12 protein-coding genes, 1 tRNA gene and 2 pseudogenes are annotated in these 16,304 nt (G+C 41.0%); 2 read left to right on the top strand and 13 right to left on the bottom strand.

The annotated features are described in order from the left end of the window. Positions 1-242: 242 nt before the first annotated feature. From rbsK to ACN6MY_RS06520, 5 genes and pseudogenes are all read right to left on the bottom strand, one after another. Positions 243-1,157, bottom strand: a complete 915-nt coding sequence (gene rbsK / locus ACN6MY_RS06540; protein ID WP_419883243.1) for a ribokinase — start codon at positions 1,155-1,157, stop codon at positions 243-245. A 12-nt stretch (positions 1,158-1,169) separates the two neighbouring features. Then, complete coding sequence (locus tag ACN6MY_RS06535) at positions 1,170-2,183, bottom strand: aldose 1-epimerase family protein (RefSeq protein ID WP_419883242.1); 1,014 nt, start codon at positions 2,181-2,183, stop codon at positions 1,170-1,172. Positions 2,184-2,244: 61 nt separating this feature from the next. Next, positions 2,245-3,594, bottom strand: coding sequence for an L-fucose:H+ symporter permease (gene fucP / locus ACN6MY_RS06530; RefSeq protein WP_419883241.1), 1,350 nt, complete (start codon positions 3,592-3,594; stop codon positions 2,245-2,247). Between the two features lie 51 nt (positions 3,595-3,645). Next, positions 3,646-4,309 (bottom strand): annotated as a pseudogene (gene deoC / locus ACN6MY_RS06525) (deoxyribose-phosphate aldolase). Between the two features lie 137 nt (positions 4,310-4,446). Then, positions 4,447-5,469 carry a LacI family DNA-binding transcriptional regulator gene (locus ACN6MY_RS06520; protein WP_419883240.1) on the bottom strand — a complete coding sequence of 341 codons (1,023 nt, stop codon included), beginning with the start codon at positions 5,467-5,469 and terminating at the stop codon, positions 4,447-4,449. A gap of 364 nt (positions 5,470-5,833) precedes the next feature. Here ACN6MY_RS06520 and ACN6MY_RS06515 point away from each other — a divergent pair. Next, a pseudogene (locus tag ACN6MY_RS06515) lies at positions 5,834-6,041 on the top strand (IS3 family transposase); the annotation flags it as partial. 184 nt (positions 6,042-6,225) lie between these two features. On the opposite strand, the gene ACN6MY_RS06510 reads toward ACN6MY_RS06515, so the two are convergent. The 5 genes from ACN6MY_RS06510 to queG all read right to left on the bottom strand — a co-directional run bounded on the left by ACN6MY_RS06510 (position 6,226) and on the right by queG (position 12,442). Next, positions 6,226-8,124: a PrkA family serine protein kinase gene (locus ACN6MY_RS06510; RefSeq protein ID WP_419883239.1), complete on the bottom strand. Its 1,899-nt coding sequence runs from the start codon at positions 8,122-8,124 to the stop codon at positions 6,226-6,228. Between the two features lie 587 nt (positions 8,125-8,711). Then, positions 8,712-9,458, bottom strand: a complete 747-nt coding sequence (nfsA, locus tag ACN6MY_RS06505) for an oxygen-insensitive NADPH nitroreductase (RefSeq protein WP_419883238.1) — start codon at positions 9,456-9,458, stop codon at positions 8,712-8,714. A gap of 60 nt (positions 9,459-9,518) precedes the next feature. Beyond that, complete coding sequence (gene trmL, locus ACN6MY_RS06500) at positions 9,519-10,007, bottom strand: tRNA (uridine(34)/cytosine(34)/5-carboxymethylaminomethyluridine(34)-2'-O)-methyltransferase TrmL (RefSeq protein WP_419883237.1); 489 nt, start codon at positions 10,005-10,007, stop codon at positions 9,519-9,521. 335 nt (positions 10,008-10,342) lie between these two features. Further along, a complete protein-coding gene (locus ACN6MY_RS06495; protein ID WP_419883236.1) occupies positions 10,343-11,209 on the bottom strand; it encodes an amidase domain-containing protein in 867 nt (288 codons plus the stop codon). 93 nt (positions 11,210-11,302) lie between these two features. Next, on the bottom strand, positions 11,303-12,442 hold the full coding sequence (gene queG, locus ACN6MY_RS06490) for a tRNA epoxyqueuosine(34) reductase QueG (protein ID WP_419883235.1): 1,140 nt from the start codon (positions 12,440-12,442) through the stop codon (positions 11,303-11,305). 197 nt (positions 12,443-12,639) lie between these two features. Between queG and ACN6MY_RS06485 the strand changes: the two genes are divergently transcribed. Continuing rightward, the gene (locus ACN6MY_RS06485) at positions 12,640-13,308 is read left to right on the top strand and encodes a B3/4 domain-containing protein (RefSeq protein WP_419883234.1); all 669 of its coding nucleotides are present in this window, start codon (positions 12,640-12,642) and stop codon (positions 13,306-13,308) included. A 38-nt stretch (positions 13,309-13,346) separates the two neighbouring features. Here the strand turns inward: ACN6MY_RS06485 and ACN6MY_RS06480 are convergent, their stop codons facing one another. From ACN6MY_RS06480 to ACN6MY_RS06470, 3 genes are all read right to left on the bottom strand, one after another. Further along, on the bottom strand, positions 13,347-15,095 hold the full coding sequence (locus ACN6MY_RS06480; protein WP_419883233.1) for an ABC transporter ATP-binding protein: 1,749 nt from the start codon (positions 15,093-15,095) through the stop codon (positions 13,347-13,349). 208 nt (positions 15,096-15,303) lie between these two features. Continuing rightward, a tRNA-Gly gene (locus ACN6MY_RS06475) sits at positions 15,304-15,377 on the bottom strand. 486 nt (positions 15,378-15,863) lie between these two features. Then, complete coding sequence (locus tag ACN6MY_RS06470; RefSeq protein ID WP_419883232.1) at positions 15,864-16,277, bottom strand: YbjN domain-containing protein; 414 nt, start codon at positions 16,275-16,277, stop codon at positions 15,864-15,866. Between the last annotated feature and the right edge of the window lie 27 nt (positions 16,278-16,304).

The raw sequence follows: 16,304 nt of genomic DNA, 5'->3' as shown, positions 1-16,304 counted from the left end.
TGGAATTATAAAAAGATGACTTCTGTTTAATACGGATTCATCTTCTTCATGCAACCTATCCTTCCCGATGAAGTAATGTTGGATCAATTACTTCGTTTACCAGATACCTTCTGTTTGACGGGATATTCATTTTACTATTTACCGGTTAAATTAGTCTTCTATTCTCTTTTCCCCATTGGGCAATATGTTCCCATCTACATCTGTTGCTATAGGTGCTACAAATTCTTTTACCATCTTTACCTTTATATCTTCATAAACTGTTCCAATTCTTCTACACTTGGATAAGAAGATTGAGTTCCTTGCTTTGTGACACTTAGAGCGGCAAAAGCAGTAGCCAATTTGAGCGCATGGAGCACATCGCCATGTTGCACTAAAAAATGAGCAAAACAGCCAATGAAAGCATCGCCAGCTCCAGTTGTGTCGATAGCATCAACCTTATATGAATCTATTGAATAGAACTTCTCCTTCATTACCCACATAACCCCGCGATTACCCATTGTGACAATCACATTTTTTACACCTTTATCAATTAAAGTGAATGCGGCCGCCACAATCTGCTCTTTACTCTCAACAGGCATACCTGTTAATAGCTCTAGTTCGCTTTCATTTGGGATAAAATAATCACATTTGCCCACATAATCAAAATCCAAATCCTTTGATGCGGGTGCTGGATTCAAAATAACAGGAATGCGATGCTCATTGCCGAACTCTATGGCACGATAAATTGTCTGATGTGGTATTTCAAGCTGCAGAACAATCAATGAACATTTTTTAAGCTTTTCAGCTGCGCTGTCAACATCTTCTGGCAAGAGGTATTGATTCGCGCCTTTAATAATAAGGATGCGGTTCCTTGATTCCCGGTCTACAAAAATCGGTGCAACACCACTTGAGGTTCCATGGACCTTACTTGTAAACTCCGTATCAATTCCATAGCTTTCGAGATTTTCCATCGTTTTGTCTGCAAAAAGATCGTCGCCAATCTTGGTTACCATCATTACCTTCGAGCCCATTTTGGCAGCTGCTACTGCCTGATTTGCCCCTTTACCGCCACAGCCAATTTTAAAGTCCGGTGCCTCCAATGTTTCTCCTTCTTTTGGCATTTTATCAATATATGAAATGAGATCAACCATATTGGATCCAATTACTGCGATATCCATTCCTTTTCCTCCCTATTTCTTACCTGTTACTACTGTGAATGATTTTTCTTCCCCTGTACCAAGCTTAATTAATGTTCCAGACTTCTCAGCAGCAAGAAAACCTTCTGGCCGGCATGTAGCAGGTAAAACAAACGCCCCGACTTGCTGATCGCTGTTATGTAAAATCCAACGTGTTGCATACTTTAATTCCTCTGTTGAAAATTTGGTAAAGAACGTACAACCGTTTGGAGAAACCATTTCAAATTCTACTTCTTTCTGATAATGATCCAACTCATCACCAAAAAACACTATTTCAGGATCGTACATTTCAAGCTGGTTTAAAACTGTAAGTGTTTCTTCACCTGAAAGTAGCTTTCGATTATAATTCAGCCATTTTTCGGTCGGCATCACATGGGCTGGAACGGATTCTCTAAGCTTGAAAGCGTCAGATGGAATGTTCTGTTTCATTTCTCCTTCTTCCAGATAAGCATAGTTTGTATGGCACATATACTGAAGCGGCATCTCTGCACCTGAGAGATTTTTCACAGTTATGTTAATCTCAATATACGTTTCATCATTAAATATTTTTACACTGGGACGGGCCAAGTAATGGTGGCCAAACCCTTTTACATACTCCGTTTCACCACAGATCTTTATACCCTCATCTGTTATTTCTAACCAAGCTCTATCCATTTCTGCACACGGCATTTCTCCGTGCATTTCATAATCATCACCAGGTCCCGGGCAGCCATTGCGGATCAAACCTGAGTGAAAAGCAAAGCAGCCATAAGTATCTGTGATATTTTTTACCTTTTTTGGCTGTGAGAACATGTTTTTCATTTTAAGATCCACGTCATCAAACTCCAAATCCCAGATTATCTGCCCCATATAAGGAAGAACAACCATTCTACCCCGGGAATTCATCAATTCGATTGCCTCTACTCCCGATGAATACCGGAATATGCTTGCTGTGATTTTTTCATTATGAAAAATTACTTTGCTCGTTTCTTTAAAATAATGTCGTTGTAATTCTAAGATCCCTTTCATAATTCCTAATCATCTCCTATTTCAACAAATGGGCAGCCAAGTCACAACTGCCCTATAACTATTAGGGAGCTATTTTCACTAATTCCTCTGATGGTTTCTCTACGGTTTGTTGTTTTTTTATTTTACTGAAGAAATAGAATCCAACATATATAAAGCATGCCATTGGTACAAGGAACGAGATTCGCATTGAATGGAAAAAGTCTGAGGCAAACCCTTGAGCTGCAGGTATGACAGCGCCTCCAACAATAGACATAACCAAAATAGCTCCGGCCATTTCTGTATATTTCTTCTCTTTTACAACTTCAAGTGTTCCCGCATAAATGGTTGGCCAGCATGGTCCGAATAGCATGCTTACTGCGACTGCCCCATATACTGCTGTCATGTTAGGAACGAATGATACATAAGCAAGCAGTGCAGAACCGATAATGGAATAGCTAAATAATACCTTTGACGGCGAGAATCGAGTCATAAGGAAATTGGCAATAAACTTACCTGCAAAAAAGGCAATAAAACTGAACACCATGAAATTCGAAGCCATACGCTCATTAATGCCATGGTTGATGTCGAGCGCCAGACGAATCGTAAAAGACCAAACTGTTACCTGCATTCCTACATATAAGAATTGGGCAACGATCCCTTTACGGAAGTTCTTGTTTCCGCTTAGGTATTTCAGCGTCCTTACAATTTCTCGCGATTTTTCTAAAGTTTTGCCGCTTTCAATTGCTGGTTTACAAGAAGGAAATTTAGTAAGAATAAACAGCACAAGTACACCGATAAGAACAAAAATAATATACTTGTATGGTTCTAGAGTATGCTCTAGCATTTTGAGTCCGAAAGCATGTGCTTCTGCTGAAGACATTTTTTCCATCTGCGCCTGAAGGCTTGCTCCTTCTTGGAATACAAGATACTTTCCAAGTAAAATTCCTGAAATTGATCCTAATGGATAAAACGTTTGGCTAATGTTTAAGCGAAGCGTTGCAAACTTGCTTGGTCCAATCATAGAACTGTATGTATTCGCAGCAGTTTCAAGAAATCCAAGGCCAATTGCAATGGAAAAGATTGCAAATAAAAACATCGTGTATGTAGCCATGTGCGAAGCTGGATAAAATAACGAACAACCTGCAATATAAAATAGCAATCCTGTAATAATCGCAAACTTGTAATTCGTTTTCTTTATGACCCTTGAAGCAGGGATCGCTACTAGAAAATAGCCTCCGTAAAACGCGCTTTGAACTAAAGCGCTTGCAAAATCACTTAACTCAAACACCTGCTTGAACTGTGTGATTAAAATATCATTTAAACTTGCGGCTACCGCCCATAAAGGAAAAAGCATGGACAACAGGATAAACTGGAAAAATGGTGTGCGGTTCAAATATCCATCTGGCAATTGAATTAAGTTATTTCCTTTCATTTCAACATCTCCTGAATATTTATTTTTTATTACTTTCAAGCCTATTAGAAATTAGTAGCCACTCTCAACAGTTTCGCCCTTCATAATTTTCACACCAGAACTTGCACCAATTCGATTTGCACCAGCCTCGGCCATAGTCTTCAAATCTGTCAGGTCACGTATTCTTCCAGATGCCTTTACCCCTGCTTGTTCTCCGACAATTTTCCGCATTAATGCAACATCTTCAACTGTTGCCCCGCCTGTTGAAAATCCTGTTGATGTTTTACAAAATCAGCACCTGCACGCATTGCCATTTCACAGGCACGCACCTTCTCTTCCACGGTAAGTAGTGATGTTTCGATAATGACTTTAACGATCGCTTTTCCACTTGCGGCTTCTACAACAGCACGAACGTCAGCTTCTGCCTCCTGATCATCGCCGGTTTCACTTTACCAATTGCGATTACCATGTCCACTTCTTTTGCACCATTCTTTATCGCATCCTCTGTTTCAAATGATTTAGCTGTAGAAGTCGAGGCCCCAAGCGGAAAACCAATGACTGTACAAACCTTAACATCACTTCCTTCTAGCTCTTCTGCCGCTGTTTTGACCCATACCGGATTCACACATACAGAAGCAAATCCATATTCCTTAGCCTCTGCACAAAGGTTAACAATTTGTTCTTTTGTAGATTCTGCTTTTAACAGAGTGTGATCAATCATTTTTGCAGTGCTCATTTAAAGATCACCTCTTTTCTTTAAGATGTTTCATTTATTAAAGCGCTTTCATTATTCTGAAATAAGAACACAAAAATGGTATTTCCCACTTGTGCTCCATTCATCAATTGATTGAAAGCTTTGCTTTTAGCAAAAATTTAAAATACCGTCTTCACTAACCGGCAGGACTGCCTAATTTTCAGCTCAGGAGCCAATAAATATTCCCGTTTCGGAAGAGGTTCTTTAAAGCTGATTCGTTCATATAATAGCTGGAATGCAATTTCTCCTATCGCATTCATAGGCCTTGCAACAACACTAAGTTTCGGATTTAAAAATGTCGCAATATCAACATCATCAAAGCCAATGAACGACACTTCGCTGCCAAGCCTCCAGTTCAAGTCTTCTAAAGCCTTCATACAGCCTATTGTCATTAAGTTATTCGAAGAAAAAATAGCTGTCGGCTTTTCGTCAAGTTCAAAAAGCACCTTTGTTGCCTGATAGCCGCTTTGCTCTCCAAAATCTCCCATGACTACATATCGCTCATCAAAAGGTTTATTATAATTTTCCAGTGCCTTCTTATACCCCAGGAATCTTTCAAGCCCCGGAGTAGTATTTTGAGGACCGCAAATGACGGCAATTTTCTCATGCCCCTGTAAAATTAGATGTTGAACCGCCTGGTACGACCCTTTTATGTTGTCAACAAGGACAGTGTCCACATCAAAACTTTTGATACTTCGGTCAACCGCTACAATTGGAATATCTTGTTCCTTAAACAGTTTAAGGTGTTCTCCATTTTCATTGGCAGTCGTTATAATTACCCCATCAACTCCGCGCTCAATAAAATTCTTCACGATCTTTTCTTCCACAATAAGTGACTCGTTTGTACTGCTCAATATGGTGAAATAATCTTTCTCCATGGCTTTTTGTTCAATTCCAGCCATTAAAAGAGGAAAAAACGGGTTTTTGATGTCAGGGACAATGACACCGATTGTGTTCGTTTCTTTTCGCTTCATAATTCTAGCTGCTGCATTGCGGATATAGCCTAATTCATCAATCGCCTTTTGTATCTTCTCCTCTGTTACTGTACGGACACCGCCCTGATTATTTATCACCCTAGAGACAGTCGCAATAGAGACATTTGCAAGCTTCGCTACATCATGGATATTTGGTTTAGATTCCATTTTCAAACCCCTAAAATGTAAACGTTTAGATTTTTCTGCAAAAAAATAACTAAAAACAATAAAATCTTTAAGTATTTAATGTAAACGTTTAGATTTTTTACTTTTTTATACTATATCATTGGTTTAGAAAAATTACAATATACTTTTAGAATCCTTGAATCGTGAAATAATTAAATGGAAGTGTGGTGTCTTATATTGCGGTTCAACGTAACTTTAGATTAAGTAAGTATCAAATGAGTAAACCAATTAAGTCAGTGTAAAGTATAAACAGCTGATACCAATATAATTAGGTATCATTTCCTCTGCTCTTATTTTTAATAAAACAGAAACTTGAAATAGTTCCTTCAAAACTATCTGTGCAAAACAATCCAACAAACTACGGAATAGGGTAAGGATAAACGCACCGATTGAGTCCTTCTTTGGACACCTTAAAGAAGAAGTAATATAGAGAAGTGTAAAACGTTAGCTAAATTGAAACAGGAGATTAACAAGTATATTACTATTATAATCATCACAGGTATCAATGGAACCTAAAAAAGATGACCCCTGTTCAATACAGAGATCATCTCTTAAGGCCTCCTGAACCTTTTTTAAAATTGTTCTTTGCAAAGGGTACTAATAGATTCCAGCAAGCTTTTTTTTATCCCGTATTATCGGACAGCAGTCCCCCTTCTAACTTTGGGGATAACTGCCTTCAATACAGCTGAACTCAGCAGGGGATAAGTGCAATCCCCCGCTGATGCAAGTTTTACTTTATTATCTATTAAGCAGACTTCCTACATATTTCAGCAATTCATTCGCGGAAGTAGAATTATAGCCATGCTCTTCTATGAGCCTTGCAACCACTTCATTTACTTTCTTCAGCTGGCCTTCATCAGGCGTTTTGCTTGAGGTAGTAATTTTCACAACATCTTTCAGGTCTGCGAAAAGCTTCTTCTGAATGGCTTCCCTGAGGCGGTCATGTGAATTATAATCAAATCGTTTTCCTTTTCGTGCGTATGCGGAAATCCGGATCAAGATTTCTTCACGGAACGCTTTCTTAGCATTTTCTGAAATGCCAATCTGCTCTTCAATGGAACGCATTAGCTTTTCATCCGGTGAAATTTCTTCTCCTGTCAGAGGATCGCGCAGCCTCGATTTATTGCAGTATGCCTCTACATTATCCAAATAATTATCCATCAGGGTTTTGGCAGATTCTTCATAAGAATAAACAAATGCTTTTTGAACTTCATTTTTCGCAATTGTATCATATTCCTTCCGCGCCAGGGAAATATAGTTCAAATACTTGTCCCTAAGCTCTGTTGTTATCGAAGGATGCTGATCCAGCCCTTCCTTTAAGGAACGCAGCACGTCAAGTGCATTGATGGAAGGATTTTCTTCCTTGCGGATAATTGTAGATGAAATCCGGTTGATCACATACCTGGGATCGATACCGCTCATTCCTTCATCCTGATGTTCTTTTTTCAGTTCTGAAATATCAGCTGAGTTATATCCCTCCACGTTTTCTCCATCATACAATCTCATCTTCTTTACAAGGTCAATATCGCCTTTTTTCGGTTCCTTCAGCCGCGTCAGAATGCTGAACATGGCAGCAACCCTGAGTGTATGCGGGGCAATATGCACATCTGACACATCGCTTTCACGTATCATTTTTTCATAGATTTTCTCTTCCTGTGATACCTGAAGATTATATGGAACCGGCATGACGATTATCCTGGAATGCAAAGCTTCATTCTTCTTGTTCGAAATGAAAGATTTATATTCCGTTTCATTTGTATGGGCAACAATCAGTTCATCAGCAGATATCAAGGCGAATCTTCCCGCTTTAAAGTTCCCCTCTTGGGTAAGGGAAAGCAAATGCCACAAGAATTTTTCATCGCACTTCAGCATTTCCTGAAATTCCATCATGCCCCGGTTTGCCTTATTCAGTTCTCCATCAAACCGGTATGCCCTCGGATCAGATTCTGATCCATATTGAGCGATAGTAGAAAAGTCGATGCTTCCTGTTAAATCAGCTATATCCTGGGATTTAGGATCAGACGGGCTGAATGTTCCGATCCCGATCCGCTTATCCTCTGAAAGGAATACCCGCTCTACCATCACATCTTCAATATGGTTTCCATATTCGCTTTCAAGTCTCATTAAATTAAGCGGTGACAGGTTGCCCTCGATCCGAATTCCGTATTCTTCAAAAAAATCTTCCCGAAGGTTTTGGGGAATCAGATGAAGCGGATCTTCATGCATCGGGCATCCCTTTATTGCATAAATGGCTCCCTGATTTTTCAGGGAATATGCTTCCAATCCCCGTTTCAGCAGCGAAACCAGTGTGGATTTCCCTCCAGACACAGGCCCCATCAGCAGCAGTATCCTTTTTCTTACATCAAGCCTCTTGGCTGCAGGATGCAAATATTCTTCAATCAGACGCTCTAAAGATTCCTCAAGCCCAAACAGCTGGCCGCTGAAAAAATTATAAGTGCGGTTTCCATTGACTTCTTCTATTCCAGCATCTCTGATCATGTTATAAACACGTGAATGTGCAGATTGAGCTACCCACGGCTGTTCTTTGACAATTTCCAGATATTCCGAGAAGGTACCTTCCCACTTCAGCTTCTGCTCATCTTCTCTAAATTTTTCAATTTTCTTTAAAATGTCCATTATGGAACCTCCCCCTGTTACTGGTACTTTCAGAGATGATACTTTACTCTATGCTCGTTTTGTGACAAACATGTGCAGAGATTAAAAGAAACAGGATAAGATATCCGCCGGGCGGGAAACCAAAAATTGTTCCTTTTTCCATTCACACCGCGGGAACTATAAGGTATACTGAGTTTATACTATAAATTGGGATAATTCAGTCAAAGGGGGCTGCTTGGATGGGTACGGTCATCATCATCGCTGTAATGATTACGTTTCTGGTTTCTATTTTTACTGCAGGCTACAACGATAAACCAGGCCTGAAAAAATAGGTCCTGTTAAAGACCTATGCTGATTAGCGATAAACGGAGGAAGTACAGGTTACGGGAGACAAAGCAGGCGTAAGCATCAAGGATTCTTGACCATCCGGCTGCTTGGCCATAACCGATTTGAAGACAAGATTAACAGTGCCTAAAAGAAAGCGCAAGCAGCAAATCACCCTGGCCAGTTCTTGAGCTGGATTACATAAATAGCGCTTTTGATGTGCAGGATTTAAAAACCGCAGTTAAATATATTGAAATTAAAAAAAGCTGCTGAGGCAGCTTTTTTTATCGTTTATTTAATTTTTGGCGTTCAACGAAATCCTTCATATACATCCGGCTTTTTTGCTTTATCATGCCAGCCATCTGTCTTGTCCATGTGTCATTTCGGACACCATTTGTACGTTCTTTATAATATTCGGAAATGGTACGGTTATAATCCTCCAGCTGGCTGATTAATGCCTCTTTCTCTGCATAACCATTTTCATGATACACATTTTCCAAAGGAAGGCGCGGCTTTTTATCATTCAATGAATCAGGATAGCCGACTGCCATCCCGAATAGGGGTATAACCCTTTCAGGAATATTAAGAATCTGCTTGACTCCATCCAGATTATTGCGTATGCCCCCGATATAGCAGATGCCAAGGCCCATTGATTCTGCAGCAAGCGCAGCATTTTGTGCAGCCAGGGCAGCATCGATAAGGGCCACCATAAACTTCTCCGTACTTTCGATGGATTCAGTGAATTCCACATTCTCCATTTCCCCAATCAGTTCAAGGCGGTGCAAATCGGCACAAAAAACAAAGAAATGGCCATTTTCAGCCACATACTTTTGCGGGCCGGCTAATTCGGCAAGTGCCGCCTTTTTCTCGGGATCGGTTACACCTATAATGGTATAAGCCTGAATAAAGCTTGATGTAGATGCTGCCTGGGCTGACTTTACGATTTCATGAATTTGTTCCTTTGATAATAGCTTGTCCTTAAAAGAACGGACAGACCGGTGATCAAGAATTTTTTCTATCATTTCATTCATCAATATCACTCCATGACTTTTATTATGCAGAAAGGGGAATCCCTTTCTGCACTGTTTCAACTACTCATTGAATTTCAGATCCAAACTGCGGTAATCCTGCTGCCGCAGCGCTTCATATACAAGGATAGCTGCTGTATTTGAAAGGTTTAGCGACCGCACTTTATCGGTCATGGGAATACGCAGGCAGCGTTCATGCTGTTCCCTGATTAAGTCCTTGGGAAGGCCAGTGGTTTCACGGCCAAATATGAAATAATGTTCTTTGTTTTTATCGCTGTAATCGAATGTGGTATGCGGTTTTTGCCCAAATTTAGTGAGATAGAAGAATTCTCCTCCTTCATTTTTCTCGAAGAATTCCTCCAGGGAATCATAATAATGAATTTTGACAAATTCCCAATAATCAAGACCTGCTCTTTTTAACATCTTATCGTCTGTAGAAAAGCCCAGCGGACGGATTAAATGAAGCTCAGAATCGGTTGCTGCACAGGTTCTTGCAATATTTCCGGTATTGGACGGAATTTGGGGCTGATATAGTACTACGTGTATGGACACTTCTTATTCACCTCTGCTAATGTCTTCACGAGATATTATATCACTAAACAATAGTCTTTAATAAAGTGAAGCTTGCATCAGTGCCGTTTTCTCTCTTCTGCTGATCATTTTACGAAGAAACCCGGCTATTGCATTTGAGTTTCACTTCTTTTAAAAAGGCTGTTTTCGTAAACTTTGTTGCTAGGGAACAAGGTGACTGGTTTCCGCTCCGGTTGCTCGCTCCAATCAAACCGATTAACAATGGGATCACCTCTCAGAACTCATTAAAAAACAACAATCTTTAAGAAAAGAGCCTTTCAACAAAGACTCCTGGCGCTAAGTTATTCCTGATTACGTCATGGATTTTCAACAATGCTGTAAAATTTATACTTAATATTCGGGGTATATGCAGTGGAATCTTCATAGGCCCAATACCTGTTCCTGCTGTTGGTTGTATGGGCATTCACAAGCGGCATCCCCTCCGCATCCTTTGCTGTCACGATAAGAGAATGATCAAATCTACCGTTCCCCTGAAAGTCGATGCATATAATATCTCCAAGCAGGAGTTCCTGCGGCGAGTGGACTTCTTTTGTTTTAAGCCCGCCAGAACCTGCCATCAGCTGTTTGAAAGCATGCGCCCCCGTCCAGCTATAGCTCCATGACTTTTTCTTTATCCACAAACCGCGGTTTCTATTAGGAATTCCCCACATCGGGATTCCGCCGGCATGAAGGCACTGAGAAATAAAGTTTGTGCAATCATCATTGAAGCGCGGATAAACGGGATTAAACTCATTCCACCATCTCTCTGCATATTGCACGGCCTTCAGCCTGTCATACCGGTATGACAGGCGAATCGGATCATCTTCAATAAATAGTGAGAGCGGATCAAAAGTTTGTGCAGGAGGAAGTATTTCCTCATCATGGACAAGTTCACCGCCCGAAAAGCGAGCCTGCCTCTCTTCAGTTCCTTCTTCTATAAAAAAAGAATTCTTCTGCTTCACCACATATTTATAGTGAAGGCCATATTTCAAAAGAATTTCATCGCCATTTTCCTCAAGAGACCTGACAGCCCCAGCTGCAAGGATTTTCACAATTTCAGCAGACCGCTTTTGCAGAGATTGCTGTTTGGCATCCCATTTCCTGTCATAAGTTCTCATATCGCCATTTCCTGAGAGTGCCTGGTTCAGTCTATCTTTTAAAAACATTTCGAGTTTTTTCCTCATTCTGAACCCTCCCTTTTTTAATCCTCACTGCAACTATATGACAGGCGGCTTATAAAAAGACAAAAAACCCGGCATATGCCGGGCATCCTGTATTTATTTTACAGAAGAAATCATATGAAGCCCTTTTTCAATTTCATGGACTACATCTTCGTCTGCTTCTGCAGCAAGCGCACTGGTTAACTCTGACAGGGCTTCTCCTCCGCCGATTTTCCCGATGGCCCATGCTGCTGTTCCTCTTATCACCGGACGGGTATCATGCTTCAGCAGCCCAAAAAGCTCAGGGAGTGCCGTTTCATCTTTAAAGTGGGCAATGGCAAGGATTGCATTCCGCTGGATTGGCTTTTTTCCTCTCCAAGATCCTGAAACATGGCCAAACTTCTCTTTAAATTCACGATTGCCAATGTTAAGCAATGGAGTTAAAAGAGGTTTGGCAAGCTCAGGATCTGGCTCCATTTCTTCATGAAAGTGAAAATCCTTCCCTTTGTTTTCAGGGCAGACGGTCTGGCAGGTGTCACAGCCGTACAGGCGATTTCCAATTTTGCTGCGGAACTCATCAGGAAGAAATCCCTTGGTCTGAGTCAAAAAAGCAATGCAGCGCTGTGCATTCAGCTGTCCGCCTTCAATAAGAGCGCCTGTCGGACAGACGTCCACACATTTGTTGCACGTTCCGCAGCCTTCTTCAATAGGCTTATCAGGTTCAAGCGGCAGGCTTGTGATCATTTCACCCAAATAAACATATGAACCAAATTCAGGAGTGATGATCGCACAATTTTTTCCGCTCCAGCCAATCCCTGCCCTCTCAGCCACCGCACGGTCAGCAAGCTCTCCGGTATCTACCATCGACTTGACTTGCGCCTGCGGGACTTTATCTTTAATAAATTCCTCAAGCAGCTTGAGCTTATTTCGCAGCAATACATGGTAATCCGTTCCCCAGGATGCTCTGCAGAATATTCCTCTCCGTTCGCCTCTTTTGCTTTGAGGAGGATTCTTCATTTTTGACGGATATGCCAGGGCAATCGCAATGATGGACCTTGGTTCATGAAAAATCAGATCCGGATTGACTCTTTTTTCAATGTCAGGTTCTTCAAATCCTGATTGAAAGTTCAATTCCTGCTGCCTCAAAAGCCTGTTTTTGAGCTCACTGAAGGTATCTGCAGCTGCAAAACCAATTTTATCAATGCCAATTTCCCTGCTGTATGAAATAATTTCTTCTTTCAGTTTTTGAAAATCCATTTGATGTGCCTCCCTTCGCGCTTTGAAATGAAAGAAGTTTCGATTATAGTTAATATAGAAGAATCCCTGAGCCATGCCCAGTTCTCTTAATTAGCTGACAAACCGGGCCTTATACAGTCATCCCGCTGCCCGCCAATTACTTACAAACCAACTAATATATAATAAACGATTTTACTCATGATTGGGAGCTGAAACGATTGGAAACCATCATTCACCCTGCACTTTGCAGCAAAATACCAGATTTTAAGGCCGGCGTCATATTCTACCAGGATATTGAGGTAGGGCCATCACCCCAAATGCTAAAAGGACGACTCCAGCTTTTCCAGGAGTCATTATATTTCGATTTGGCAGAAAAGGAACTGACTGATTTTCCGGGAATTTCAGAGTGGCGCCATGTATTTAAAGCAGCCGGGACCAACCCATCCCGCTATCGCCCTGCACACGAAGCGCTTTACCGAAGAATAAAAAAGCAAAACTACATCTCGCCTGTCCATTCTGCCATCGACCTGAATAACTTTTTCTCGCTCAAATACGAAGTGCCCATAGGCATCTATGACAGCAGCCAAATTGAGGGTAATGTTTCCATAAAAATCGGAGACGAATATGATGAATATGCAGGTTTAAATGGACGCATAAATTCTATGCAGAAGATGATTACAGCATCTGATGAAAAAGGCTGTTTCGGCAGTCCTTTCGTTGATTCAGAACGAACCAAAGTGACCGAGTCAACAAAACAGGCCATCCAGATCATCTACTTAGCGCCGTCCATTTCACTAGAAAAAGGACAGCTGCTGACAGAATCCCTGATGAATATGTTTATCGGGATACATGGAGGCACAGCTACCTGCCATATCATTCATTGCTGATAATCAATTGAGGTCATTGTGGACTGCCCTCTCTCATTTTATTGCTCAATCTTCAATTGCTGGGTGGCCAGTTTCCGGTATAAGGTATGCTTAAGAAGCAGTTCTTCATGTGTTCCTTTGCCGGTAATTCTTCCATCCTCCACAACAAGAAGCTGATCAGCTTCAATGACCGTGGACAGGCGATGGGCAATAATCAGGGTAGTCCTTCCCTTCATCAGCTTTCTTATGGCATTTTGCACAAGCTGTTCAGACTCACTGTCCAGATTCGAAGTTGCTTCGTCGAGAAGAAGGATCTTTGGATTTCTCAGCATAGCACGCGCAATCGCAATCCTCTGTCTCTGTCCTCCGGAGAGCTTTACTCCCCTTTCTCCAACTTCTGTGTCATATCCATCTTGAAGTTTTGTGATAAATTCATGGGCATTTGCTGACATCGCGGCAGCTGTCACCTCTTCTTCCTGTACATCACGGCCTATCCCATATAAGATATTTTCTTTAATCGATCCTGTCATGATAGGACTATCCTGAGATACATACCCAATGTGCGAACGCCAATAGGTTAACCCAAGTTCCTGAATTGGCACTCCGTGTATCGTGATGCTCCCTTCAGATGCTTCATAAAAACGTTCAATCAGTGAGAATATTGTCGTTTTCCCCCCGCCGCTAGGACCTACTAATGCAACCGTTCCATTCGCAGGAACATTAAAGGATATATTGCTAAGAATCGGCTTTGATTCACTATATGAAAAAGATACATCTGTAAATTCAAGATCTCCCTGTACCAGCATGGCTTCCTTGCCTGCATATGGCTCCTGCTTCAATTCCAGTAAGTGATGGATGCGCTCCGTTGCACCCATTGCTTTCTGAAAGGCTGTAAAAAAGGAAGCAAGCTGGCTGAAGGGAACCACAATTTGAAACATATAAATAATGATGGCCACTAATGTCCCTGCTGTAAGGGCACCAGAGGCAACCCGCACACCTCCATAGCCGATCAAAACAACCAAAATCACCATCATAATGGTAGTCATAAACGGAGATATCACCGCTTGGATCTTTGCTTCTTTTAACCCGAAGGAAAATAACTTAAGGATGCCCTTATTCCCCTTTTCCACTTCTAATTTCTCTCCGTTATAAGACTTGACCAGCCGGATTTCACTCAAAACCCTGCCAAGATTCCCGCTGAAAGCAGCCATTTCATCTTGGGTGAGCTTGGAAACTTTGTACATCTTCCTTCCAAGCGGCATTAAGATCAGCAATGAAAGCGGAACAACGGCAAGCATGATTGACGTCATTCTCCAGTCGAGCGTAAACAGAATGATAATAGAACCAATGATAGACACAATTCCAGAAATAAAGGTAACCAAATGATTCGTAATGACTGTCTTGATCGTATTTGTATCCTGTGTAATCCTGCTCAGGGTTTCACCTGACTGATTTTGGTCAAAAAAGGAAACAGGCAGCTGCAGAATATGGTTCCACAGCTTTCGGCGCAGGCCGGCTACAATTTTCTCTCCTATATAGGTTAAAAAATAAAAGGAAAATCCTCCTGAAAGAGTCTGCAGAATGAAGGCAGCAAGCAGCATAACAACGGTACCGGTTTCAATTCCGCTGCCTGACATTAAATCCACAAGCTTTTTAGTGAATAATGGCACTACAAGTGCCGCAGCTGTCTCTATCAGGCTAAGCGACAGCACCAGCACAATAATGAGGACAGGTGGCTTTTCCGATTTGAGCATTAAGAAAAATGACCGCCATTTTACATTCCTTTTCTCTTCTCTGTTATTCTCCATAATTAAACCGCCTTCGCAATACTGTCCATGATACTTCATTATAATGTCATCACGCCAGCCAATTCAAACTTTTGGGTACAATCCGCAATACCCTCTTCTTGTTCAGACAAGAAAAAAAGCATGCCTTGGAACCTGGCATGCCCATAAAATATAAAAACGCAATGCCTCGTTCTCTGATGTAACGAAACACTGCGTTGTGACCTATGTATGGAGCGGGTGATGGGAATCGAACCCACGATATCAGCTTGGAAGGCTGAAGTTTTACCATTAAACTACACCCGCAAATAATATTGCTGTATTTTGTCGAAATGTGTATTTCCTATCAACAAAATTTATTATACCTGACTATCTGAGTGATTGCAACCCCAAAACTCAAAAATTATTTAATAATATCTTTTATAGTCTTTTTCCGTAAACTATTTTTCTAAGAAACAGGGTGATTGATTTCCGCGTGGCGGGCGTTATGCCTCCTCAGCAATGCCTGAGGGGTCTCACCTTCCCGCTATTCTAAGCAGGAGTCTCACACCTTTCACTCCAATCAACCTTATAAAAATGAAATCGTCTCACAGAACTCGTTAAAAACAATAATCTTTAAGAAAAGAGCCTTAATATAAACTGTCCATATTTTTAAAGCACTTTTCTTTTCGGAATTTATGCGCAGTACAAGATTTCTTGCTGCTTTCTCTTATTATATGTCAAGCTGCTCCTCCTTAGACCCGAAATAAAAAAGCCCTTCATAGCGAAGAGCTTCTGCTCAGGAGCTGTGCTTTACTCCCAAATAACCTTCATTAATTGCGGATATACTTCTTCAGCTGTTTCCAAAAGCATGACAAGCCTTCTAAATGCAGCATCCGGATCAAAATCATTTTCAAGAAAGTACGAGTAGCGGATGGAAATGACCCCGTCTTCTTCATACAATTTTGAATATCTATAATTTGAATTCAGCTCGTTAATCAATTCATGAACAGCCGGCTTTTTATTAGGATTTTTCACTTCTGTTACATTAAAGCAGAACAAATCTGCAATATCTTCCCCAGGCGTAAATGCAAATACCATAGTAACTGCCCAGCCATCCTTTAATTTTTGCTCTGAGCGGAAGAAGGTATTTCCATTTTCTTCGAATTCATTCATTGGTATACCTTGTGTTTGTAAAAAATCTCGGAATTTCGCTATGTTAGACATATAATCCACCTTTCTGCTGTCTTTCTA

The sequence above is a fragment of the Peribacillus sp. B-H-3 genome (genome assembly GCF_048572925.1).
Taxonomy (GTDB): domain Bacteria; phylum Bacillota; class Bacilli; order Bacillales; family DSM-1321; genus Peribacillus.
This window is presented reverse-complemented; position numbering and strand designations above follow the sequence as displayed.

Coding starts and splice junctions, on each gene's coding strand:
- ACN6MY_RS06535 (WP_419883242.1), bottom strand. CDS start 2,183: ATGAAAGGGATCTTAGAATTACAACGACATTATTTTAAAGAAACGAGC.
- ACN6MY_RS06510 (WP_419883239.1), bottom strand. CDS start 8,124: ATGGACATTTTAAAGAAAATTGAAAAATTTAGAGAAGATGAGCAGAAG.
- ACN6MY_RS06480 (WP_419883233.1), bottom strand. CDS start 15,095: ATGGAGAATAACAGAGAAGAGAAAAGGAATGTAAAATGGCGGTCATTT.
- ACN6MY_RS06495 (WP_419883236.1), bottom strand. CDS start 11,209: ATGAGGAAAAAACTCGAAATGTTTTTAAAAGATAGACTGAACCAGGCA.
- ACN6MY_RS06520 (WP_419883240.1), bottom strand. CDS start 5,469: ATGGAATCTAAACCAAATATCCATGATGTAGCGAAGCTTGCAAATGTC.
- rbsK (WP_419883243.1), bottom strand. CDS start 1,157: ATGGATATCGCAGTAATTGGATCCAATATGGTTGATCTCATTTCATAT.
- fucP (WP_419883241.1), bottom strand. CDS start 3,594: ATGAAAGGAAATAACTTAATTCAATTGCCAGATGGATATTTGAACCGC.
- queG (WP_419883235.1), bottom strand. CDS start 12,442: ATGGATTTTCAAAAACTGAAAGAAGAAATTATTTCATACAGCAGGGAA.
- ACN6MY_RS06470 (WP_419883232.1), bottom strand. CDS start 16,277: ATGTCTAACATAGCGAAATTCCGAGATTTTTTACAAACACAAGGTATA.
- nfsA (WP_419883238.1), bottom strand. CDS start 9,458: ATGAATGAAATGATAGAAAAAATTCTTGATCACCGGTCTGTCCGTTCT.